This is a genomic window from Pseudomonas flavescens, assembly GCF_013408425.1.
In the GTDB taxonomy this organism is placed as follows: domain Bacteria; phylum Pseudomonadota; class Gammaproteobacteria; order Pseudomonadales; family Pseudomonadaceae; genus Aquipseudomonas; species Aquipseudomonas fulva_A.
In genome coordinates, this window is sequence record NZ_JACBYV010000001.1 from 4,018,517 (window position 1) to 4,041,391 (window position 22,875).

Annotated in this window: 21 protein-coding genes; 8 read left to right on the forward strand and 13 right to left on the reverse strand. The window is 60.1% G+C overall.

Annotated features, from left to right (window positions below; translation table 11 throughout):
* Nucleotides 1-9: 9 nt before the first annotated feature.
* From FHR27_RS18090 to FHR27_RS18100, 3 genes are all read left to right on the forward strand, one after another.
* Nucleotides 10-870: a hypothetical protein gene (locus tag FHR27_RS18090; RefSeq protein WP_179539207.1), complete on the forward strand. Its 861-nt coding sequence runs from the start codon at nucleotides 10-12 to the stop codon at nucleotides 868-870.
* Nucleotides 854-1,285 carry a hypothetical protein gene (locus FHR27_RS18095; protein WP_179539208.1) on the forward strand — a complete coding sequence of 144 codons (432 nt, stop codon included), beginning with the start codon at nucleotides 854-856 and terminating at the stop codon, nucleotides 1,283-1,285. Before FHR27_RS18090 ends, FHR27_RS18095 begins: the two co-directional genes overlap by 17 nt.
* A 400-nt stretch (nucleotides 1,286-1,685) precedes the next feature.
* Nucleotides 1,686-2,015 (forward strand): hypothetical protein, encoded by a 330-nt coding sequence (locus tag FHR27_RS18100; RefSeq protein ID WP_179539209.1) that lies wholly within the window; start codon nucleotides 1,686-1,688, stop codon nucleotides 2,013-2,015.
* A gap of 126 nt (nucleotides 2,016-2,141) precedes the next feature.
* Here the strand turns inward: FHR27_RS18100 and FHR27_RS18105 are convergent, their stop codons facing one another.
* Nucleotides 2,142-2,549: a type II toxin-antitoxin system HicB family antitoxin gene (locus FHR27_RS18105; protein WP_179539210.1), complete on the reverse strand. Its 408-nt coding sequence runs from the start codon at nucleotides 2,547-2,549 to the stop codon at nucleotides 2,142-2,144.
* Nucleotides 2,550-2,882: 333 nt separating this feature from the next.
* Nucleotides 2,883-4,199 (reverse strand): methyl-accepting chemotaxis protein, encoded by a 1,317-nt coding sequence (locus FHR27_RS27470; protein ID WP_179539211.1) that lies wholly within the window; start codon nucleotides 4,197-4,199, stop codon nucleotides 2,883-2,885.
* A gap of 397 nt (nucleotides 4,200-4,596) precedes the next feature.
* Between FHR27_RS27470 and FHR27_RS18115 the strand changes: the two genes are divergently transcribed.
* Nucleotides 4,597-5,076: a BRO-N domain-containing protein gene (locus FHR27_RS18115; RefSeq protein WP_042555529.1), complete on the forward strand. Its 480-nt coding sequence runs from the start codon at nucleotides 4,597-4,599 to the stop codon at nucleotides 5,074-5,076.
* Nucleotides 5,077-5,080: 4 nt separating this feature from the next.
* Here FHR27_RS18115 and FHR27_RS18120 read toward each other — a convergent pair whose 3' ends face one another.
* Nucleotides 5,081-5,692, reverse strand: a complete 612-nt coding sequence (locus FHR27_RS18120) for an SDR family NAD(P)-dependent oxidoreductase (protein WP_179539212.1) — start codon at nucleotides 5,690-5,692, stop codon at nucleotides 5,081-5,083.
* A 273-nt stretch (nucleotides 5,693-5,965) separates the two neighbouring features.
* Between FHR27_RS18120 and FHR27_RS18125 the strand changes: the two genes are divergently transcribed.
* Nucleotides 5,966-6,640 carry a response regulator gene (locus FHR27_RS18125; RefSeq protein WP_042555531.1) on the forward strand — a complete coding sequence of 225 codons (675 nt, stop codon included), beginning with the start codon at nucleotides 5,966-5,968 and terminating at the stop codon, nucleotides 6,638-6,640.
* Nucleotides 6,637-7,977, forward strand: a complete 1,341-nt coding sequence (locus FHR27_RS18130; RefSeq protein ID WP_179539213.1) for a sensor histidine kinase — start codon at nucleotides 6,637-6,639, stop codon at nucleotides 7,975-7,977. Before FHR27_RS18125 ends, FHR27_RS18130 begins: the two co-directional genes overlap by 4 nt.
* A 35-nt stretch (nucleotides 7,978-8,012) precedes the next feature.
* Here the strand turns inward: FHR27_RS18130 and FHR27_RS18135 are convergent, their stop codons facing one another.
* From FHR27_RS18135 to FHR27_RS18145, 3 genes are all read right to left on the reverse strand, one after another.
* Nucleotides 8,013-8,960, reverse strand: coding sequence for an ADP-ribose pyrophosphatase (locus FHR27_RS18135; RefSeq protein ID WP_179539214.1), 948 nt, complete (start codon nucleotides 8,958-8,960; stop codon nucleotides 8,013-8,015).
* Nucleotides 8,957-9,484 carry a GNAT family N-acetyltransferase gene (locus FHR27_RS18140; RefSeq protein ID WP_179539215.1) on the reverse strand — a complete coding sequence of 176 codons (528 nt, stop codon included), beginning with the start codon at nucleotides 9,482-9,484 and terminating at the stop codon, nucleotides 8,957-8,959. The genes FHR27_RS18135 and FHR27_RS18140 overlap by 4 nt, the downstream gene beginning before the upstream one ends.
* Before the next feature lie 128 nt (nucleotides 9,485-9,612).
* A complete protein-coding gene (locus FHR27_RS18145) occupies nucleotides 9,613-10,035 on the reverse strand; it encodes an arsenate reductase ArsC (protein ID WP_179539216.1) in 423 nt (140 codons plus the stop codon).
* 401 nt (nucleotides 10,036-10,436) lie between these two features.
* Here FHR27_RS18145 and FHR27_RS18150 point away from each other — a divergent pair, with 401 nt between their 5' ends.
* Both FHR27_RS18150 and FHR27_RS18155 read left to right on the forward strand, forming a co-directional pair.
* Nucleotides 10,437-10,748 carry a hypothetical protein gene (locus FHR27_RS18150; protein ID WP_179539217.1) on the forward strand — a complete coding sequence of 104 codons (312 nt, stop codon included), beginning with the start codon at nucleotides 10,437-10,439 and terminating at the stop codon, nucleotides 10,746-10,748.
* Between the two features lie 54 nt (nucleotides 10,749-10,802).
* A complete protein-coding gene (locus tag FHR27_RS18155; RefSeq protein WP_179539218.1) occupies nucleotides 10,803-11,288 on the forward strand; it encodes a hypothetical protein in 486 nt (161 codons plus the stop codon).
* Between the two features lie 63 nt (nucleotides 11,289-11,351).
* Here FHR27_RS18155 and FHR27_RS18160 read toward each other — a convergent pair whose 3' ends face one another.
* The 7 genes from FHR27_RS18160 to FHR27_RS18190 form a co-directional block, all read right to left on the reverse strand.
* Nucleotides 11,352-11,777, reverse strand: coding sequence for a GNAT family N-acetyltransferase (locus FHR27_RS18160; RefSeq protein ID WP_179539219.1), 426 nt, complete (start codon nucleotides 11,775-11,777; stop codon nucleotides 11,352-11,354).
* Nucleotides 11,778-14,427: 2,650 nt separating this feature from the next.
* Nucleotides 14,428-15,114, reverse strand: a complete 687-nt coding sequence (locus FHR27_RS18165) for a hypothetical protein (RefSeq protein WP_179539220.1) — start codon at nucleotides 15,112-15,114, stop codon at nucleotides 14,428-14,430.
* Nucleotides 15,115-15,293: 179 nt separating this feature from the next.
* Nucleotides 15,294-17,534 carry a TonB-dependent siderophore receptor gene (locus tag FHR27_RS18170; RefSeq protein ID WP_042556810.1) on the reverse strand — a complete coding sequence of 747 codons (2,241 nt, stop codon included), beginning with the start codon at nucleotides 17,532-17,534 and terminating at the stop codon, nucleotides 15,294-15,296.
* Between the two features lie 291 nt (nucleotides 17,535-17,825).
* The gene (locus tag FHR27_RS18175) at nucleotides 17,826-18,269 is read right to left on the reverse strand and encodes a GNAT family N-acetyltransferase (RefSeq protein ID WP_179539221.1); all 444 of its coding nucleotides are present in this window, start codon (nucleotides 18,267-18,269) and stop codon (nucleotides 17,826-17,828) included.
* 158 nt (nucleotides 18,270-18,427) lie between these two features.
* Nucleotides 18,428-20,383: a cytochrome o ubiquinol oxidase subunit I gene (gene cyoB, locus FHR27_RS18180; RefSeq protein ID WP_179539222.1), complete on the reverse strand. Its 1,956-nt coding sequence runs from the start codon at nucleotides 20,381-20,383 to the stop codon at nucleotides 18,428-18,430.
* 52 nt (nucleotides 20,384-20,435) lie between these two features.
* Nucleotides 20,436-20,951, reverse strand: coding sequence for a DUF934 domain-containing protein (locus tag FHR27_RS18185; RefSeq protein WP_179539223.1), 516 nt, complete (start codon nucleotides 20,949-20,951; stop codon nucleotides 20,436-20,438).
* Complete coding sequence (locus FHR27_RS18190; protein ID WP_179539224.1) at nucleotides 20,948-22,618, reverse strand: nitrite/sulfite reductase; 1,671 nt, start codon at nucleotides 22,616-22,618, stop codon at nucleotides 20,948-20,950. The genes FHR27_RS18185 and FHR27_RS18190 overlap by 4 nt, the downstream gene beginning before the upstream one ends.
* Between the last annotated feature and the right edge of the window lie 257 nt (nucleotides 22,619-22,875).

The following is a 22,875-nucleotide window of genomic DNA, read 5'->3' on the forward strand; positions in this document are numbered from 1 at the left end:
GGATTTAAAATGAATACTGAGTTAGCTATAAAAATCGATTACCTCCAGAAAAGAAAAAACCCCGCTCAAGTTTTTGAAGCTATGGGTTTATATATAAACGCATATCAAGATCTTTGCCAATTGCTTGCAAACTCAGTAGATCTGGAGGTTGCTTTTGAACTTGAACTTAACTCTGTATCTACAGGTTCTATAATTAGCAAGCTTAGCAGTGTAAGCAGCTCCATTGCCAACTACATCGAAGAAGCTTTGTACTCCTCTGGAAGCGCACTTAGCTCTGAACTAATGGACGTTTCTGAAACGGAAACAGAGGCAGAGGTAAACTCAATTGCAATCGCTTTGGAAGCGGATATAAGAAAAAAAATAAATAGCAACATTGTTCCGCCACACATAGATAGGCAAGGATTGGCATATGTCCTTACTGAATTCTCTAATGCAAATAAGAAACTTCAATCGGGTGAAGTAGTGCAGCTAGGCGCAGCAAACAGTGATTATTTATCAAAGTTCAACGTTGACTGGAGGTTCAGCGGAGATGCCAGCAAGATGTTTATTGGTGATACATCAGACTTCAACGGGAGAGATAAGCTATACACAATGATACAAGTAAACGAGGGAAACTCTGTATGGTCATTCAAAAGCGCTGCAATGGAGCGTAAGTTTCCGGCCAAGATCGTGGACAAGGATTGGCTACAGCGATACCAAGCGGGCTTGATTGCACCGATTGGCCCTTTAGATATAATGGATGCAGAGCTCTCATATTCAATTTATACACCACCTGATGGTAAAGGTAGACCTCAGATTAGAAAAGCAAAAATTCACAAAATATTGAACATCCATAGAAATCGAGACTATCAAAATGCGCTCGACGTCTAATCGTAGTGCTAGGCGAGCCCTGCTTGCCGATCTGACGGCAGATTATTTGTATATTTCATTGCCATTTATGTTGCTGGTCGGAATTAAATTTTACCTAGCAAGTTGGCAGGAAATATTTTTATCTTCTGATTGGGCATTAGGAGCATGCATAGTTTTCGGGCAAGTCACATATAAAATTTCAAAATCAGTCGCAAAAGCTAGAGCTAATGCGCAGCATTATGGACTATTTACAGCTCACCGTTTTTCACTTGTTGTTATTTCTGCCGTTATTTATTGCGGGATGATTATTAAACCGACTATGTCGCTAGGTGCAATTCAAGTAATTTGGTTTTTTGTGGCATCCTTCTACCACTTCCGAGACGGAATCACAGCGCACCTAATTGATAAAGCGGAAATAAAACAAACTAACAAGTAGTAGATACTGTGAATGCTACTAGCACCTATAATGGCAGCCACATATTTTAGCTAGCCTATTCATCTTATTCACTATTCAATTCTGCCCCCATCACCCAAGCATTGAACTCTAATTATCATTAAGGATAAGCTAAGAGGTAGCAACCTGTTTGCCAATTATTAATTTCATTTATTTTTCAATTAGTTAAGTTTTTTTTCGACTCCTGGTGCCGCACCATACAACAAAAGGCCTCGCAAAAATTCGGGCCATGTCGCTTCTGGCGGTCGCTCAAGCAACGTCCACAAAATATTCAAGAAGCAGCCACCCACACATTTGCCATGTGACGCGAGCGCGCTGCTGCAGATCAGGGCTAAGGTTAAGGATTGAAGACAACCCTGGCGTTTACCTGACAAGGGGGCATGTGGACATCTCAACCGCACAAAGCATCAAGCTGGCCATCGTCTCGGCAGCGGGGCTGTCGAAGGACGCACTTCATATCTATGTGGGCATGGCGGTGTATCTGGCGTTGGTCGCGGTCACCCGACGACTCAGGCCGTACATTGCCTGGCTGGGTGTTTTCATCATCGCCTGTGCTGGCGAATGGGTGGACCGGCGAGACGATATCGAGAGCCTTGGATACTGGCGCTGGCAGGCAAGCGTTCATGACATCGTCAACACGCTGTTCTGGCCCACGGCGCTCACGCTGTTTTGGCTTCTGAAGTGCCGTAGAAAATCCGCCGTGGAGCCTTAACCTGTTTCGCTTTGCAAAGCGATTCCCCAAGGACTCTGCCCCGCCACAGTAAGAGGCCGTTCAAACGAACTACGGATCTTCTGCAGCAGAGCCCGGATGATGATCACTGGGGCATGAGCCCTGGTATCAAACGTGATCGAGCACCCTGAGGGCCGCTTTGGCCAGAAAGCCTGAGCGGCTTTTCTGCTCGGGATGGGCCTTTACGTACTCGTCGATGCGGCTGATCAGATGGCCAGGGAGCGTGATGTTCAGCTTCTCTGCCTTGCCCATGTATTTGGTTACGTCGATATCTACCACAGCCCAGGTACTGCTGGCGTATGCGGGATTGGCAGCGTGGTGGGTCAAGGTATTCGCTTGCGGGATCTGCGCGCCCTCTTCGGCCAGAAGCTGTAGGTGCCCTTCGATGGCTTCACGGGCCATTGCCAAGGCGTCGTCCAGATCGTCACCCGCAGAGAAGCAGCCCGAAATATCCGGCACTTCAACGCCCCAGGCGTGCGTGTCGTCACCAGGATGAATGGCGATGGGATAGAGCATGGTGATGGCCTCGCGTTACGGAGTTGCGGTTGACTGTACTCAAAGAACCAAAGAAGCCCGAGCGGAGGTAAGCAGACGGCAAAACCGTTGGCCCGAGGCTCCTAACATCGCCATCATCCGCACTCGTCGAAGTAGTTATAGTAACCACCACCAGAATCTCCGCCAACATCATCGCCGCGCTGCCTGCCAATGGGCCAGGCAACGTATCTAGATATCAGGCAGGGCGAGCGATGTACTGCAGATCACCAGTGCTCAAAGGCTGGTGAGTTTCACTCAAAGAAAGTTGAAGCGCCCGATAAGGCACCCGCAGGGCACCTCACCGAGCGCTTCACATCAGTTCGCGACCTGGCTGGAGAACTGGCTTACGGCGGCGACGACGCACTCCGCGTCTTTCTGGATATCCTGAATCACGGTGTCGGATGCGTTGGCCAGTGTCAGTGCTTCGCCGGCCAGTTCGCGGCTGCGGTTGATCACGTCGACGGCGTTGGAAGCGAGTTCCTGGTTCTGTTGCACCACGCCGACGATTTCCTGGGTGGCTTTGGAGGTGCGTGAGGCGAGCTGGCGGACTTCATCGGCCACCACGGCGAAACCACGGCCCTGCTCGCCTGCACGCGCAGCTTCGATCGCGGCGTTGAGTGCCAGCAGGTTGGTCTGGTCGGCGATTCCACTGATGGCTTTGACGATGGCTTCGATCATCTGGCCCTGCTGATCCAGCGCCTGGATGCCCTGGGTGGCGTTCTCCATCGAGTTGGCCAAACGGTGCAGCACTTCGACCGTATTACGGATCACTTCACGGCCCTTGCTGGCGCTGGTGTCGGTTTGCAGCGAGGTGCTGTAGGCCAGGTTGGCGGCTTCGGCGACGGCTTTTTCCAGGTTCACCTGCTCGGTGATCACGGTGGCGAACTTCACCACCTTGTAGAGCTTGCCGTGGATGTCGGTGATCGGGTTGTAGGACGCCTCCAGCCAGACATCCCGGCCGCCGCTGTCGATACGGCGGAAACGGGCGACGACGAACTCACCACGACGCAGGCGTTCCCAGAACTGGCGATAGGCGTCCGAGGCACTTTCTTCGGCGGTGCAGAAGATGCTGTGGTGCTTGCCGACCACCTGCGACAGGTTGTAGCCCATGCCGCGCAGGAAGGAGTCGTTGGCGGTGATGACGGTGCCGTCCAGATTGAACTCGATCACAGCGGTCGAACGCAGCAGCGCCTTGACCAGGCTCTCGTTCTCCAGCGACGCCTCGATGGTGCGCGTCAGGTTGCTGGAGTGGATGACCATCTGCTTAGCGCCCGTCAGATGATCGCTCATGGGGATGACCACCGAGCGCAGCCATACGTGCTGGCCGTCCTTGCCCAGCAAACGCAGGGCGCCGTTGAAGTGACGGCGTTCCTTGATCGCCGACAGGGCGCGCAACTGGTGCGGGTCCCGCGCCAGATCCGAGGGCGACAGTTGGGTCAGGTACTGCCCCTCGACTTCCCCGGCCCGATAGCCGAGTTCGCTCTGGAACAGGTCGTTGACACGCTCGATACGGCCATCGCCGCTGAGCTGGATGATGATCATTTCCTTTTCGAGGTTCTCCCTTACCTCCTCCTGCATCGCTAAGCGAGCTTCCAGCTCACTGTTGATTTGTTTGAGGCGAGAGTTGAACACGACAAGGACTCCAAAGTAGGTATCAGTGCATCGGCCCGAGGCTGAAAATCTTGAAGGATAGGTAGTGCTGGCAGCTGTCATTTTCGAGCATAGACCGCTTCGCTTACACCCGTGGGCCAGACACACGATTGCGCTTGTTCAATGCCCTAGCAGGCAGTAAGGTTCGACCGTCGCCGCATATCGGCGATACAGGATTGGCGTCCTGGAAAGTGGAAGACACATCAGCTGCTATCGCGGCTTTTCTGTGTCCTGCGTGTGGCTGCCTGCGTTATGGGCGGGCCGTATGTGGGCATCTTCGGATGCGCCGGATCCACTAGCCGGTACGCCAACCCATACGGTTCCGCCCACCCTGATTGGCGTCAGGAGGCGGCATGTCACTACTAGTGGATATATCAAGATGAACGAACACTTCGAATCCCTCCGCTTCACCCGTCATAACCGTTTCCTGCACGCCCTGATGCTCGATTCCCAGGCATGGTTCAGCGTCGTCGATCTCGGCCGCCTGATGGGCTGCCACCTCAACGAACGGCTCATCCGCAAGCTCGATGACGACCAGCACCGCATCATCAGCCTCAATCATCACGGCAATGTCCGGCCCACGCTGATGGTCAGCGAATCCGGCATGTATGCGCTGATGGTCTATCACCACATTCCCGAGAACCAGAACCTGCGCCGCTGGCTCACCCATGAAGTGATCCCCACGCTGCGGGCGACCTGCGCGCCCACGCCCGAGCAAGCGCCCAGCCTGAGTTCACTGCAGTGGGCAGGCCTGTCCGTGAGCCTGCTGCACTGGCGGAACGAGGCCTGGGTCAAATGGCGGGACATGCCGGCGCTGATACCTTCGGTGGAGAAGGCAGCGGGGCGGTCGCAAGGCTAGCGGGTCAGGCCTTGGTGAAAGGCCCGCTGCTCCGCTGCACGAACCCCACGTTATGCCGGCAGAACAGCGAGCCGATGCTGAGCATGCCGATATGTACGCCGTCGCACGCCAGCTCCTGTTGCAGGCCTTGCAGGTAGCTGCAGGCGGCGGCCGCTGGGTCGTCGTCACCGGGGGTGGGTTGCGCGGCGGCTTCGGTGCCGTTGTGCTCGACGAGGATGGCGCCCGACTTGCGCGAGCGCATTTCCGGCAGCACTTCGTCGACCACGGCAGTCATATTCAGGTAGGTGAGCGCGCATGCCTCGGTGCCGCTGGCCGGGTTCAGGGCGGCGGTGTAGTCCGCCGTATTGAGCGGGTCGAGGCCGTAGTACACCGCGTCGATGGGGCCGACGGTGCTGCGGATGGACCTGATCATCGCCTTGGCGTGCTCGGGGCTGGAGACGTCGCCGGTGAAGGTCCGTGTCGAGATGCCTTCGCTTTCCAGCACGGTCGTCAGCGCGCGCACGCACTGTGCATCGTCGGCCACCAGCACCACGTCGTAGCCGTCGTTGCCGTACTGGCGAGCGGCCAAGGCACCTGCGCTGTTCTGCGCACCGAATACCACAAGCGTTCTACTCATGATCAGTCCTACCTAACGATTGCGGGCAGCTACTGCGCGAGCTGGGTTCGCCAATAGCGGTGCTCTGCTGGCAAAGGTCTGCAGGTAGTACATGTCCCGGCAGGGCCTGTGCACCGGCTAGGCAGAGAAAGCCGCGGCGACGCATGAAATCCCGGTCCCTGGGAGCAGTTGTCCTGGCATAGTCACCGTCGAACATTGCCTGAACATTGCGTCGCAAACTTTTGCGCTCCGCTACTATGTGGCGCTTCGGTAAAACGGCGCGGTGCAGCGACTTTGCGAATCCTTCTGGTCGAAGATGACTTACCTATGGCCCAGGCCCTTCAGGCAGCGCTGGGGCGGCATGGCTTGATCGTGGACATGGTCCATTCGCTCGCCGCAGCGGCGTCGACCTTGCGCCTGCACGTGCACGATCTGTTGCTCCTCGACCGTGGTCTGCCGGATGGCGATGGCCTCGATTTCATCGCCACGGCCCGGCGCCTGACGCCTGCCCTGCCCATCGTGCTGCTGACCGCCCGCGGGGAGGTCGCGGAGCGGGTCGATGGCCTCAATGGCGGGGCGGACGATTACGTGGTCAAACCCGTTGCCGCCGACGAACTCCTGGCCCGCATACGCGCGATCGCGCGGCGCCCGGCCACGGTCATTCTGCCCACCGCCACCCTCGGCGCGCTGTCCTTCGACTTCACCGCCGGTGAGGCCATCGTCGATGGCCAGCCGCTTCACCTGCCGCGGCGCCAGTTGCTGATTCTGGAAGCCCTGATCTATCGCCAGGGGCGGACCGTGCTGCGAGAGAACCTCCATGAGGCGGTCTACGGCCTGGCGGACGAGATCCAGTCGAATGCCCTCGATGCGCATGTCTCGAAGCTCCGGCGCGCCTTGAAAGAGGCGGAGGCCGGGGTCGAGATCGCGGTGATTCGTGGTGTCGGCTATCTGCTCAAGGAAGGCCAATGAAAGCGCTGCACAGCCCCTCGCTCATCGGCCGCCTGCTGTGGTCGCTGTGCCTCATGCAGGTGGTGGTACTGGTGACCTCGATCGCGGGCACCCTGTACTACATCATCGACGACCGCTTTACCTTCATGAGCGACTCGGTCATCGACACGCTGGTGAGTGCCATTGCCGTGCAGCCCGATGGCCTGGCGTTCGAACGCACCGATGAGCTGCGCAGTTTACAGGCGGACAACCCGCAGCTCTGGGTGGTGATTCGCGACGCCAAAGGCCATCGTCAGCAGTTGGGTGACGTGCCGTCGGCGTATCAGGCGCTGGAACGCAGCCTGCCCTTGCTGGGCGTCTCGCAGATGCGCGCGCTGCCGGAGCAGAACGAGCTGACGATGCGTATCGAGGTCAAGCCGATTCAGGACCAGCAGGTGCACATCATGGTCGGCGGCGTGGCGATGTCCGACTTCAAGAGCCTGATTCTGCAGGCGACCGGCTTGCTCAGCCCCTACTTCCTGACGCCGTTGATTCTGTTCACCCTGCTCGCCACCCCCATCGTCGTGCTGCATGCGACCCGCGGTGTACGGCGGGTGACCAAGGAGGCCTCGGCGCTGGATATCTCCACCCCGGATGCGCACCTGACAGAGGATTCCGTGCCTCGGGAAATCCGCCCGCTGGTCAGTGCCTTCAATGCCGCCATGGAACGCCTGAGCAAGGCCTATCACGCCCGCGATCGCTTCCTGCGGGACGCGGCCCATGAGTTGCGCATGCCCATCGCCGTGCTGATGGCGCGTATCGACGGCATGCCTTCACACCCACTGAAACCGGTGCTGCTCATCGACCTGAGCCGCCTGGCCACCGTCGCCGAACAGTTGCTGGACCTGCAGCGGCTGCAGTCGCCCCAGGTCGAGTTCGTGCGCGTCGACCTCGTGGCCCTTACCCGCGACCTGGTCTCGGACATCGCGCCGGTGGCCCTCTCCCGCTGCGATGACCTGGTACTGAATGCGCCCGACCAGCCCGTGTGGGTGCTCGGCCAGGCCAGCGCACTGAGCCGCGTGATCACCAACCTGGTGCAGAACGCGCTCATCCACGGTGAAGGCACCGGGACCATCAGCATCACCGTGGCGCCACGCGGAACCGTGGCGGTCGCCGACCAGGGCAAGGGCGTGGCGAGCGAGGACCGCGAGCACATCTTCCACCCCTTCTACCGTGGCAAGACCGATGTTCCCGGCCACGGCCTCGGGCTGCATCTGGTGCAGGAGATCGTGCGCGCTCACCGGGGCCGCATCACGGTCAACGACGCCGCTGGAGGCGGTGCCGTGTTCACGGTTCATCTACCGGTCGTGTCGGCGTAGCACGACCTGGGCGGGCTAACGCTGTCAGCACTGGCCTACGGCTTTTGCCAAGCGGGGATCTCGCTCAGGTCGCGGTAGATCACCAGCCCTCGCTGCTGAGCCAGCTCGACCATCAGGTCCGCCCCTTGCGACGCGCCGCCGATGCGCAATACGGCGTCACAGCGCTGCAGAAGCGTCTTGGCATACTCGTGAAAATGGGCCTGGAACAGCTGATCGCCAATGTTGCGCGAACCCGCGAGCTGGACCAGAGGTAACGCCACCCATTCGGCAATGAGCGGAAAATGGCCCGCCTGCAGGAGCGCCCCGGCAGCCATGTGCATGGCCTGCAGGTTGGCGGCCAGCAGCGCGGGGTCGTCATCGGTGCCAGAACGGTAGGGGCCGGCGACCAGAATCATCCGGGGGCCGGAGGATGGCATGAGTCGCTTGAGGTACTGCAGAAGGATGATGGTCTTGCCGTCCATGATCCGTCCGTCGTCGACCATCTCCAGCGCCAGGTCGAAAGGCAGCTCCAGCACCTCGATATCCTCGCCTTCAGCGGCCAGGCCACCACCGTCGCTGACCCGGTCCTCAGGCTGATATTCGCCGACGAAGAAATGCACGCGCTCGGTGACCGAGCCGGGGCTCATGAACGCCTCGCAGACCTTGCGCACCGCCTTGACCCGATAACCGGTTTCCTCTTCGGCCTCCAGGCGGATTCGCTCTTCGGGGCTGGCGTTGTCCAGCAGGCCCGCAGCCGCTTCGATCAGGTAACCGTCATGATCGTTGACGTATGCCGGGATGCGAAATTGCCGGGTGAGGATGACCGTGCGTTTCGCCAGATTGTAGAGCCCGATCGTGGCGCCGTTGCCCCGGTCATAGACTTCGCGGGTCTGCGCTTGCCAACTGCCATCCCGCCGCTGCTGCTCGAACTCGATCTTCTTGAGCAGGTACCAGTTATCCGAGAGGGTATGTTGCGCAACGATTCGTACGTTGCGGTCGTTCATGGGTTGCATCTCCTTACTGGCCATCCGTATCGAATCTCCTCCAGTTTCACACCGCCACGCTCGAGGCTACGCGCATGCTGCGCTTGCGCCACCCAACCGGCCTTGCGGTAAAAACGCCTGGCCCTGGCATTGGCCGCCAGGACCCAGAGTGTCAGTTGGCGATAGCCGTGGTCTGCCAGACGCTGCAGCCCCGCCTCCCACAATACCAGGCCGACGCCTGAGCCCCACTGTTCGGCCAGTACATAGATGGCCAAGACCTCGCCAGTGACTCCGGCCACCGCATCGCTATCTCGACTGGCTCCGACTGAAATCCAGCCAACCACTTGCTCATCGAGCTCGGCGACCAGAATGGTCTCTCGCCCAGTCTCGATTGCGCGAGCCCAGAATGCCTCTCGCATTGCCAAGGCCGAATCCAGCGAGCCCAGATACTCGCTCGGCAGCAACTCGGCATAAGCCTGCTGCCAGCTTCTGATGTGAACGCTGGCAATGGCCTTGGCATCATTGGGCAATGCACTACGGATCATCGGAGTTGTAAGTCCCCGCAAAATCGGACATCCCGAGTGCTCCAAAGCAAATGGAGCGGCTGCTTGCCGGGTAGCACTCGAGCGCGTTCTTTTCAGCCAGAGGAGCGGCGGAATTGCCCATGCTCCTCCTAGGCATTCACGACCTTGTTCTTGACCAGGGTGAACATGCGTACGCGTTCGCTGATTTCCTGGAAGGTATGGCGGAAGGCGTCATCGTGTTCATCGGCAGTGGGATCGGCGAAATTCCACACCAGTGCTTCTCTGGAGGATGGCAAAAGCAGAGGTTCGTCGGAGGACTTGTCGCACAGGTCGATCAGATAATCGAAGTGCTGGCCTGCGAATTCGTCCATCGACTTGCTGCGCAGCCCTTCGGGGCTGACTCCGGCGTGCGCCAGGGTGGTGGTGACCCGAGGGTCGAGTTGCCCCGGCTGGGTTCCGGCGCTATGCGCCTCGAAGTGTTCGCTGTCCAGGTGGCGCAATAACGCTTCGGCCATGGGGGAACGTGCATCGTTGGCGACGCAGACGAACAAGACCCGTAGTTTTTCGCTCATATCCCATCCTCCGTAGTGCTCACATGAGTGGCTGGACCGACAGGCATCGAAACCGACCATGCCTGGCATGCTCTCGCGACCAGTAGACCACTGGCGAGCCCGGAGCTATCCATGCGTCACGAAAACGTCATCAAGCAGTATTGATTTACCCTCACTGACTTGAGGAGATGGCCCGTCGTTCTTGTCATTCCTGAACCTCTTGGCTGGGCCCGGAAGCGGCTCTTTCTGGGGCCGCCTCGTGTCCAGGGTCCAAGCAGCTCGTCCTTCTGACTCGACGTACAGCCCCGTACCCGGCGCGTGCACACGAAAGGCGCCATGCTGACTCTGCAACGAGTGAAGCCGCTTGATATCCTAGTGCATCGGTAAAGGGAGACTGGAGCTCCCGCCATGGAGGGATAGGCATGTCAGCAATCTGGAAGCCGATGTACCGCGTACCATTGGTCGCGTTCGTTCTCGCACTGCCTGCGTGCTCGGCATTCGGCCCGTTCTCCGAGTACGAAAAGAGCCTCATCTACAAGCCAATGCCAACGAGCGTAGCCGAGGCAAAAATGGAATGTAACGTGCGCCGTGCGCACTACGACTGGCTGCTGTTGATGATCGCGCAGCGAGACGAAAAGGGCTGGGATGACAAGGCCGAAAGGGACGTGATGATCTCGGACGCCTGGGCGGATTATCAACGCGCCAGGCGCATAGGGTGCAGCGGGTGGGAGTGATGGAATGGCTCCCATGAAAGGCACCGGTTACCACCGCAACCAGAGAAGAATACGATGAAGACGTTACAGCGCGGATCCGGCCACCTGTTCAGCCTGATGGTAATCGCGCTCATTGCCTGGGGTGCCTACGTGACGATCTACGTACCCTACGAACACAAGAAATCGATGGACGCGTTCCGCAGCAAACCGCCAACGGTGAGCCCGGCCAAGCTGGAAATCGTCGACACCTACAAGGCCAAGCCAACCCCCGAGCAACTGCCGCGCGGGCTGTACACCGGCACCGCCGAGCAGGACGGCTACCCGATGACCATCAGCTTCGAGTTTGGCGAGAACCAGATCATCACCAAGAAGGCTCATATCAAGAATTACGAGTTCAAGGGCTCAGCGGCTTATGACTTCGTGGGCTCGGTGATGACCTTCGCCAAGGTGCAAGGCGACGCCGTGCTGTTTCCTGGAACCGGCGAACCCATCGAGGTAATCAGCGCATCCGAAATCCACGTGCCGGGGCCTGGGACGACGCTGGTGTTGAGGCAGAAGTGAGCTTGCTGGCAGCTCCCATTAATGCCTCATGCGCCTGCCAAAGTGAGCCCGTTCCAACGAACCTCACAGCAAACGCTTCTGGAAAAATAGACGTTTGTGCCCTGCCGGATAAACATCCAGTTCACCGAACTGGCTGTAGCCATGCTTCTCGTAGAAGGCGGGGGCCTGAAAGCTGAAGGTGTCGAGCCAGATGCCCACGCAACCCTTCTCGCGCGCCACCTCCTCGGCCATGTTCATCAGCCGTGAACCGGTGCCCTGCCCTCGCGTTTGCTCCGGGATGGCGAGCAACTCGATGAATAACCAGCGATAGAAAATCTCGCCATAGAGCCCGCCAATCACCTCATCGCTGCGTTCGTCGCGAACCAGCAAGGCGATCGCCTCCGGCTTCGGGTCACCCGCCTGGGCCAGGTTGTATGCCCGCAAGGGCCGGAGAATCGCCGAGCGCTCGTCCTCTCCGGGGTTGGTCTTGATCTCGATACGGGTGCTCATTTCGCCATCTCCCTGGGGGTTACACTGCGGATATCTGGAGGCTTCGCTTCAGTGTCATGGCAAACGCCCGCTGACACCAGAGGGGGCTGGGCCTCCATTCGACTGGCCCGTTGCGCCAGCAGCTGCATACCGTGGCAGCGGGCTGTGCTTGCGGGCGAATCACCGGGCCAACGCAGATTCAGCGGGAAGGCCGCCATCGTATCGCCCGCAAGCGGGCTCCTACGGGCCGGAATCTTCATGCTTTTGTAGGAGTCGCGGGTCGACGCGCCTATTTCGTGGGTGTCGAACATCCATTTTGTAAACGCCACCACCATCGTAGGAGCCCGCTTGCGGGCGAATCATCGGGCCACCGCAGATTCAGCGGGAAGGCCGCCATCGTATCGCCCGCAAGCGGGCTCCTACAGGTCGGAATCTTCACGATTTTGTAGGAGTCGCGGGTCGACGCGCCTATTTCGTGGGTGTCGAACATCCATTTTGTAAACGCCACCACCACCGTAGGAGCCCGCTTGCGGGCGAATCATCGGGTCAACGCGGATTTAGCGGCAAGGCCACCCTCGTATCGCCCGCAAGCGGGCTCCTACAGGTCGGAATCTTCATGCTTTTGTAGGAATCGCGGGTCGGCGGGCCTACTTCGTAGGTGTCGAACATCCATTTTGTAAACGCCACCACCATCGTAGGAGCCTGCTTGCGGGCGAATCACCGGGTCACCGCAGATTCAGCGGGAAGGCCGCCATCGTATCGCCCGCAAGCGGGCTCCTACAGGTCGGAATCTTCATGCTTTTGTAGGAATCGCAGGTCGGCGCGCCTACTTCGCAGATGTCGAACATCCATTTTGTAAACGCCACCACGACCGTAGGAGCCCGCTTGCGGGCGAATCATCGGGCCCAACGCAGATTCAGCGGTAAGGCCGCCATCGTATCGCCCGCAAGCGGGCTCCTACGGGCCGGAATCTTCATGCTTTTGTAGGAGTCGCGGGTCGACGCGCCTATTTCGTGGGTGTCGAACATCCATTTTGTAAACGCCACCACCACCGTAGGAGCCCGCTTGCGGGCGAATCATCGGGCCGACGCGGATTCAGCGGTATGGCCACCGTCGTATCGCCCGCAAGCGGGCTCCTACAGGTCGGAATCTTCATGCTTTTGTAGGAGTCGCGGGTCGGCGGGCCTACTTCGTAGGTGTCGAACATCCATTTTGTAAACGCCACCACCATCGTAGGAGCCTGCTTGCGGGCGAATCACCGGGTCAACGCGGATTCAGCGGCAAGGCCGCCATCGTATCGCCCGCAAGCGGGCTCCTACGGGCCGGAATTTTTATGCTTTTGTAGGAATCGCAGGTAGGCGCGCCTACTTCGCGGGTGTCGAACATCCATTTTGTAAACGCCATCACCACCGTAGGAGCCCGCTTGCGGGCGATCACCGGGCCGACGCAGATTCAGCGGCAAGGCCGCCATCGTATCGCCCGCAAGCGGGCTCCTACAGGTCGGAATCTTCATGATTTTGTAGGAATCGCGGGTCGACGCGCCTATCTCGCGGGTGTGGAGCATCCATGTTGCAGACACCATCACCACCGTCGGAGCCCGCTTACGGGCGAATCATCGGGTCACCGCAGATTCAGCGGTATGGCCGCCCTCGTATCGCCCGCAAGCGGGCTCCTACAGGTCGGAATCTTCATGCTTTTGTAGGAATCGCAGGTCGGCGCGCCTATTTCGTTGGTGTCGAGCATCCATGTTGCAGACACCATCACCACCGTAGGAGCCCGCTTGCGGGCGAATCATCGGGTCAACGCAGATTCAGCGGTATGGCCGCCATCGTATCGCCCGCAAGCGGGCTCCTACAGACCGGAATCTTCATGCTTTTTTAAGAATTGCAGGTCGGCGCGCCTATTTCGTGGGTGTCGAACATCCATTTTGTAAACGCCACCACCATCGTAGGAGCCCGCTTGCGGGCGAATCATCGGGCCAGCGCAGATTCAGCGGTATGGCCGCCATCGCATCGCCCGCAAGCGGGCTCCTACAGGTCGGAATCTTCATGTTTTTGTAGGAATCGCAGGTCGACGCGCCTATTTCGCGGGTGTCGAACATCCATTTTGTAAACGCCACCACCACCGTAGGAGCCCGCTTGCGGGCGAATCATCGGGTCAACGCAGATTCAGTGGTAAGGCCGCCATCGTATCGCCCGCAAGCGGGCTCCTACAGGTCGGAGTCTTCACTTTGTAGGAATCGCAGGTCGGCGCGCCTACTTCGCGGGTGTCGAACATCCATTTTGTAAACGCCACCACCATCGTAGGAGCCTGCTTGCGGGCGAATCACCGGGTCAACGCGGATTCAGCGGTATGGCCGCCATCGTATCGCCCGCAAGCGGGCTCCTACAGGTCGGAATCTTCATGTTTTTGTAGGAATCGCAGGTCGACGCGCCTATTTCGCGGGTGTCGAACATCCATTTTGTAAACGCCACCACCACCGTAGGAGCCCGCTTGCGGGCGAATCATCGGGCCAACGCAGATTCAGCGGGAAGGCCGCCATCGTATCGCCCGCAAGCGGGCTCCTACAGGTCGGAATTTTCATGCTTGTGGGGGGCTGGAGGCTACGAGCCGCGGTCGTAGTGGTCGCCCCCTTGGCAGCGGCATTCAGCGACCAGTCATGAGCGGGAAATTACCTGACTGTGGCCTGTGCATAATCGACCAGCCAATCGTGTACGTCCGAAGAACGGCCGGCCTTGTCGACCAGGAAGTGCGTGTCGCTCGTCGCCCAGGTAAGCCGCGTGAACACGTTACCCTTGTCGTCTCTCGATTCGTACAGATAGCCGTAGGCATCGCCTACCTTGACGTTCGAGAGCTCCTTGATGGTGCGGTGCTGGGTGCGCGACAACGACAGGGCACGGATGAAAACATCGCCGTCCGGGCAGCTGTAGTAATACGCGTTTATCACTTCCTTTTTGCTGGTATGCAGAACGCCCATACCAGGGTTCTGGAGCGTGCACTTCACGAAGGCCGAAGGGGCGACTTGCGCAGGCGGCGGAGTAGGTTCGGCGCGGCCGGCAGGCGCTGATGGCTCGCGCGCCTTCGAGCGTGCCTGCAGTTCCGAGATTTCGCTGAGCCGACTCTTCAGGTCCGCATCCGCAACCATCGTGCTCTTCGGCTGCCTGGCCTGACTGACGATGAAGTCGATCATCGCGGCGCGCTCTCTAGCGCCAGCCCCGCCCACGCTTTCGTACAGGTAGGCGATCTCGCCCTGAGGTAGCGCGTGAATGGATACCTGCTCGGTAGCCGCACCTGCGGCAGCCGAACCCAATGCGATTAGCGATAACGGCACGAATGACATCCCTTTCATAACGAACACTCCCTTCCATGAGAGTGATTACCCTAGCAATCGCCAATCGAGGGCGCAAATGAGCATGCCGATGCCTTCAGGCCTCGGCTGAGGCTTGCGAGGCGTTGCACGAAGCGTGCATCAGCGATGGGCCGAACGGCCGACGAGAAGAGAACTCCGCGACCGTGCAGGTCGCGGAGTGAAACGCATCAGAAGCGGTACTTGGCCGATGCGGTCAGGCTGCGTGGAGCGCCGTAGGTGAGCGAGCCAAATGCGTCGAACACGTCAAAGTACTTCTCGTCGGTCACGTTGTCCGCATTCAGCTGCGCCGACAGGTTGTCGGTGATGTCGTAGCGCGCCATCAGGTTGACCAGCGCGTAAGAGTCGATGTTGATTCGCTCGTTTACACCCTGTGGGTTCAGCGCATCGGTATAGCTGGAGTCCTGCCAGTTCACCCCACCGCCGATGGTCAGCTTGTTGAACACGCCGGGCAGCCGGTAGGTGGTGAAGGTACGCAGCAGCTTGGTCGGGAAGAGGGTATTGGCGGCATCACCATTAGCGTCCCTGACCTTGAACTGGGTGTAGCCGACGGTTGCATTCCAACCTTCGGCCAGTTCGCCGGAGACCTCCAGTTCGAAGCCCTCGCTGGTGACATCAGTCCCCTCATAAGCGAACTCGCCGGGCATTCCGCCAGTGAGAAGAGTACCGGTGCTTTGAGCCAGATTGTCCTGCTTGATTCTGAAGATGGCGGCAGAGGTGTTCAATCGACCATCGAGAAACTCGGCCTTCAACCCTGTTTCGTAGCTTTCACCGACGATCGGTTCCAGCACTTTCAGGTCGCTGCCACGCTCGGATTGCGGCAGGAAAATCTCGGTATAGCTGACGTAAGCAGAGAGGTTTTCGGTCAGGTCATAAACCGCACCGGCGTAGGGCGTAAGTTCATGACGGGCGTCGATCTTGCTCACTTCCGAGAAGATATCGTCGCTGGTTTTCTTGTAGCTGGTATCACGCGCCCCGAGAATCAGCTTGAGATCGTCGGTCAGATTCAGCCGGGTCGCCGCAAACAGGGATTTCTGTTCTACGTCGCTGTAGCCATAACTTGCCAGAGGCGCCCAGGTAGGCTCAGGAAAACCACCTTTGTAGGAATCGAAGTTGGCAATACCTTCAAAGCCGGTTACCGGAGCGTGGTAATCGACATCGAAGTCCTGCTGGCTGTTGATATAGCCAAAGGCCAATTCATGGTCGCGCCCGAACAGAGAGACGGGGCCATTGAAGCGGATGCTGTAGTCATCCTGGACGGTCTCCGGCTTGTACCAACCCGGGAACGTCGAGAGTGCCGGTGTACCGCCCCCCATGACGGGGTTACCGGACACGTAGAGAAGCTTGGATTCGGACTTGCGCTCACCGCGGTTATAGCTGAGGTTGACCTGCCAATCGTTGGCGAAGGTGTGATCCAGATTGATGAAGTAGGTGTCGTACGTGGTTTCCCAACGACTCCAACCTGCGGATGAGGTCTTGGAGCGGCTCCAGTTGGTACGCGTACCATCCGCATACCAGACGGGCAGGCCGCCCCACATCGGCGACTTGTTATCGGTTGTCTGGTGGCTCAAGCCGAACCACAGCGTGGTGTCGGGAGTCAGGTCGATATCCATGGTGCCGTAGAGGGTTTCACGCCTGCTCGACTTCATGTCGATCCAGCTATCGCCATCATTGAGCTCCCCTACCAGGCGAGCACGCACGGTGCCAGACTCGTTGAGCGGCATGGAAATGTCGCCCTTGGTGCCGTAAGTATCCCAGGAGCCACCACTGGCTTCGACCGAACCAGTGAGTTCGCGGCTGTTGGCACGTTTGCGCACCATGTTCAGCGAGGCGGAAGGATCACCGACCCCAGTCATCAGGCCGTTGGCGCCACGCACCACTTCAACGCGGTCATACATGGCCAGGCTGCTGAAGATCTCCCCCGAACTCCAAGCTTGATCCCAGATGGTGGGTACGCCGTCGATCATCAGCGAGTTGAGTTCGAAGCCGCGGGCGTTGATCTGGCCGCGATCCGTCTCGTAGCGGTTCATGGAGATGCCAGTGGTGTTATTGACCACGTCAGTGATGGTCTGCAGGTTCTGATCCTGTATGCGCTGCTGAGTCACCACGCCGACCGACTGCGGCGTTTCACGCAGCGACATGTTCAGCGGTGTGGCGGTACGCGCAGCACGGCTGGTGTAGGACTGGGTACCTTCGGTCACGGCATCATCAGCGGGAGTGACGGTATCAGTGATGGCGGTCGCACCGAGCTCCAGTGGTGCGCCCTGCTCGGCCTGTTGGGCATGCACGAGGGGAGCGCCGAGCAGCGCACCGGCAGCCACTAGGCGCACGGCCAGCGCGAGGGAGCAGAGATTCATGCACGAAGCACTGGCACCGGCATCCTGCTGACGAGAGGTTTTGTTATGGGACATGAGAGGCTCCGACAATAGCGCTTCGGGCGTCACCGCTCTCTTCCCTGAAACACGTGCGGGATGTGCAAGCAGACGGATTCGTCCGGGCAGGCATCGCCGCATCCGGTCTGCTATCCGTACCGGAACGATCAAGCTCACGCTGGGCATGCACCGATATCGGGATGACATCGGCAAAAACCGCGCGAGACTATGTAAACGAGTTAGATTTGTAAATGGCAATTCATCGCAAAAGCGATGAGTTGCCATTCTTGAGTAGCAGCTCTCGATTTCCGTGAATACGTCGAGGCCCGATTAACACGACCGCTGATAGCGAAGGTAGCCCTGAGCGCTGGCTCCGGCATGAACGAAGCCCGCGTGCTCGTACAGGATCACTGCGGGGTTGTCTGGGCGCACATGCAGGCCCAACCGGGTGAACCCCTGCGCCGCTGCCGAAGCCATATACGCCTCGAGCAGTGCCCGGCCGATACCGTTTCGTCGGTAAGCATCGCTGACGCTGATCGTGCAGAGCTCGGCATGGTCCTGCTCCGACATCCACAACGAATAGCCAGCGAACATGCCGTCCACCTCGGCGACCGTGAGGCGGTCGATGTTCTCCACCCAACTGGTGAGATGCCGCTCCATCTGAAGCCGCCAGGCATTCTCATGGGCAGGCTCCCAAGCCCGGATGTAGGCCTCCTCTCCGCGATAAACCAGAGGAAGGTCGGTGATGCGGCCTGGTCGGAGTACGAGCGCCATCCGAACCTCCGGAGGTTGTGTGCGGGGGGTCATGATAAAGCGCACTGTCTGCCCTGAGTCAACGCTGGGGGCATGGGGCGATGGGGCCTAGGTCGAGGGCGAATTCAGAATCCGCCCTCATGCGTTGCCATCGCTGAGTCAGTGCTGCTGCCTGCGCGTCACCCCCACCCCGCCGCCTCGATCCGCGCGATCTCGTCGGGTTGCACGTAGTAGTCGGTGTCTTCGTCGTAACTGCGCACGATGAAGCAGGCGATGCTGGCCACGAAGCTGGCGCCCACCAGCCACCAGATGTGCCAGATCAAGGCGAAGCACATCAGGGTCATGAAGGCTGCGGCGATCAGGCCGATTCCGGTGTTGCGCGGCATATGGATGGGCCGGAAGGTGGTCGGCGCGGGCTTGAGACCGTCGCGTTTCATCTCGTGGAATTCGTCGATGCGGTCGCCACGCGGGGTGACCGCGAAGTTGTAGAACGGTGGTGGTGACGAGGTCGACCATTCCAGGGTACGGGCATTCCAGGGGTCGCCGGTGTGGTCGGCCAGTTCCTTGCGCTTGATGATCGATACGGCGAACTGGATCAGCGTGCAGGCGATGCCCAGGCCGATCAGCACGGCACCGACCACGGCGACGTTCAGGTAGGGCTCCCATTCCGGGTTGGTGGTGCTGTTGAGACGCCGGGTCATGCCCATGAAGCCCAGGATGTAGAGCGGCATGAAGGCCAGGTAGAAGCCGGTCAACCAGAACCAGAACGATGCCTTGCCCCAACCTTCGTGGAGCCTGAAGCCGAACACTTTCGGGAACCAGAAGGTGATGCCGGCCATGTAGCCGAACACGGCGCCGCCAATGATCACGTTATGGAAATGGGCGACCAGGAACAGGCTGTTGTGCAGCAGGAAGTCGGCGCCCGGCACCGCCAGCAGCACGCCGGTCATGCCGCCGATGGAGAAGGTGACGATGAAGCCCAGGGTCCACAGGATCGGCGTGGTGAATTCCAGGCGGCCGCGGTACATGGTGAACAGCCAGGTGAAGATCTTCACCCCGGTCGGGATGGCGATGATCATCGTGGCGATGCCGAAGAAGGCGTTGACGCTGGCCCCCGAGCCCATGGTGAAGAAGTGGTGCAGCCAGACCACGAACGACAGGAAGGTGATGGCGATGGTCGCCCAGACCATCGAGGCATACCCGAACAGGCGCTTGCGGGCGAACACCGCGGTCACTTCGGAAAACACCCCGAAGGCCGGCAGGATGAGGATGTACACCTCCGGGTGGCCCCAGGCCCAGACCAGGTTCACGTACATCATCGGGCTGCCGCCGCCGGTGCTGGTGAACAGGTGGAAGTCCAGATAGCGGTCCAGGGTCAGCATCGCCAGGGCGGCGGTGAGGATCGGGAAGGCGGCGACGATGATCACGCTGGTGCAGAAGATCGTCCAGGTGAAGATCGGCATCTTGAACAGGGTCATGCCCGGCGCGCGCATCTTGAGGATGGTGACCAGGAAGTTGACCCCGGTGAGCAGCGTGCCCAGCCCGGAGAGCTGCAAACTCCAGATGTAGTAGTCGACCCCGACCCCGGGGCTGTACTCGATGCCCGAGAGCGGCGGATAGGCCACCCAGCCGGTCATGGCGAATTCACCGACGAACAACGAGATGTTGGTCAGCAGCACGCCACCGACGAACAGCCAGAAACTCAGGGAGTTGAGCAGCGGATAGGCGACGTCACGGGCGCCGATCTGCAGCGGCGTGACGATGTTCATCAGGCCGACCACCAATGGCGTGGCGACGAAGAAGATCATGATCACGCCATGGGCGGTGAAGATCTGGTCGTAGTGATGGGGCGGCAGGTAGCCGCCGTCACCACCGGTGGCCACGGCCAGCTGGGTGCGCATCATGATGGCGTCGGCGAAGCCGCGCAGCAGCATGATCAGGGCGACGAGAATGTACATCACGCCGATCTTCTTGTGGTCGACCGAGGTCAGCCATTCGCGCCACAGCCAGCCCCACTTCCTGAAGTAGGTCAGCGCAGCGAACAGGCCCAGGCCGCCGAGCGCCACGGCGATCATGGTGACGACGAGAATGGGCTCGTGCAGGGGTATCGCGTCGAGGGTCAGTTTTCCGAGCATGTGTCGAATCGGCGCCGGCTGGCGGCGCACGGGCTCCTTGGGTCAGTGGGAATCAGGTGGCAGAGCGGCGTCTGAACAGCGGCCTGGGCTCGATGGCCGAGCGGCCGTACTGCACGCTCATGCCGGCGAGGCCCTTGAGGGCGTCGTGCACGGATTTGTCTTCGCGTACGGCAAAGCTGTCGAAGCCGCACTGGCGCATATGGCTGAGCTGGTCACGCAGTACGTCACCCACCGCGCGCAGTTCGCCACGCCAGCCCAGGCGGGTGCGCAACAGGTAGGCCTGGCTGTAGCCGCGGCCGTCGCGAAAGCTGGGGAAATCGATGGCGATCAGCGGCAACACGGCGAGCCAGGGCTGCAGCTCGACGGGGTCGTCGTCGGGGCTCAGGCACAGCCCGTCGCGGCTGGCCTCGCTGCCCTGCAGAACGGCCTCGCTCTGCAGTTCGCGCCAGCGCGTCAGGGGCAGAATCAACGGACTCTCTGCGGGCGCATCGGTCTCGCGCAGCAAGGCCCAGGGATCGTCGGTGACGAGGCATGCCGCACCATCGCGCAGGGTGATCAGGTTGTTCATGCTGGCTCTCCCGCCTTGCGGTAGACCCGCGCCTTGAAGGGCTCGATGCCGACACGCTGCACGGTGTCGATGAAGCGTTCGTCGCCTTCGCGCTGCTCATCGAAGGTCTCGACCAGACGCTCGATCACGTCCGGCACTTCGGCGGCGCTGAACGACGGGCCGATCACCTTGCCCAGCGCACTGGCCTTGCCCTGGGCGCCACCGATGGTCACCTGGTACCACTCGCTGCCATTCTTGTCGACGCCGAGGATGCCGATATTGCCGATGTGGTGGTGGCCGCAGGCATTCATGCAGCCGGAGATGTTCAGGCTGATGTCGCCGAGCGCGTGCAGTGTTTCGGCATCTTCGAAACGTTGCTGGATGGCCTGGGCGATGGGAATCGACTTGGCGTTGGCCAGGGAACAGTAATCCCCGACCGGGCAAGCGATCACGTCGCTGAGCAGACCGATATTGGCGCTGCCCAGGCCAATGCTCACGGCCCGCTGCCAGAGTGCGTACAGGTCGGCCTTGCGCACATCGGGCAGCACCAGATTCTGTTCGTGGGCCACGCGAACCTCACCGAAGCCGTAGCGCTCGGCCAGCTCGGCAACGGCGTCCATCTGCCCGGCGGTCACGTCGCCTGGCGGCAGGCTGGCACCCGGCTTGGTGGACAGCACCACGCTGGCGTAGCCCGGCACCCTGTGGGGCTGCACGTTACGCGACACCCAGCGGGCGAAGGCGGCATCGGCGGCCACGGCGGTGCCGAAGTCCAGGTCGGCATGGGAAAGCGCAGCATAGGCTGGCGGCGCGAAGGCTGCGGCGACGCGCTGATACTCGGCGGCGGTCAGCTCGGCGGGGCCGTCCTTGATGTGCTGCCATTCGGCTTCGACTTCCCTGGCGAAGGCGTCGATGCCCAGCGCCTTGACCAGAATCTTGATGCGCGCCTTGTACTTGTTGTCGCGCCGACCATGGCGGTTGTACACGCGCAGGATCGCCTCGACGTAGGACAGCAGGTGCCGCCACGGCAGACCGTCACGAATGACCTGCCCGAGGATCGGCGTGCGCCCCAGGCCGCCACCGACCAGCACCCGTGCCAGCAGCTCACCGGCCGCATCGCGATACAGGTACAGGCCGACGTCGTGCATGGGCACCGCGGCGCGGTCCTGTTCGGCCGCGCACAGGGCGATCTTGAACTTGCGCGGCAGGAACAGGAATTCCGGGTTGACCGTCGACCACTGGCGCAGGATCTCGGCCAGCGGGCGGGGGTCGAGCCACTCGTCGGCCGCCACCCCGGCGAAGGCTTCGGTGGTGATGTTGCGCACGCAGTTGCCCGAGGTCTGGATGGCGTGCATCTCCACCTCGGCAAGGCGCTCGAGGATATCCGGCACCTGCTCCAGCTCGATCCAGTTGAACTGGATGTTCTGCCGTGTGGTGAAGTGCCCGTAATCGCGGTCGTGATCCCGCGCGATGGTCGCCAGGGTGCGCAATTGCCGCGCCGACAGGGTGCCGTAGGGAATCGCCACGCGCAGCATGTAGGCGTGCTTCTGCATGTACAGACCGTTCTGCAGGCGCAGCGGGAGAAACTCCTCTTCGCTGAGCTCGCCGCTGAGGCGCCGTTGCACTTGGTCGCGAAACTGCGCAACGCGCTCGCGCACCAGCGCGTGGTCGTACTCGTCGTAGTGATACATGCAAGGCCCTCATTGCCGCCACACACGGCATACAGGCCAGCACTATGGACAAGAGGCGCATTTCGAAACAGACGCAGATAAAACTGAAAAAACCATATCAGAAGCAGAAACTGCTACCTTTTGTATCCTGAAAAACCCATATGGCATAGGCCCCTCAGACCTGATCCGTATTTCATGGAGATTTCTGGATCTGTTACCAAAATCGTCGGCGAGCCACCCTCCGCGCCCACACGATGACGAACAGCGGCGCTGCCCGC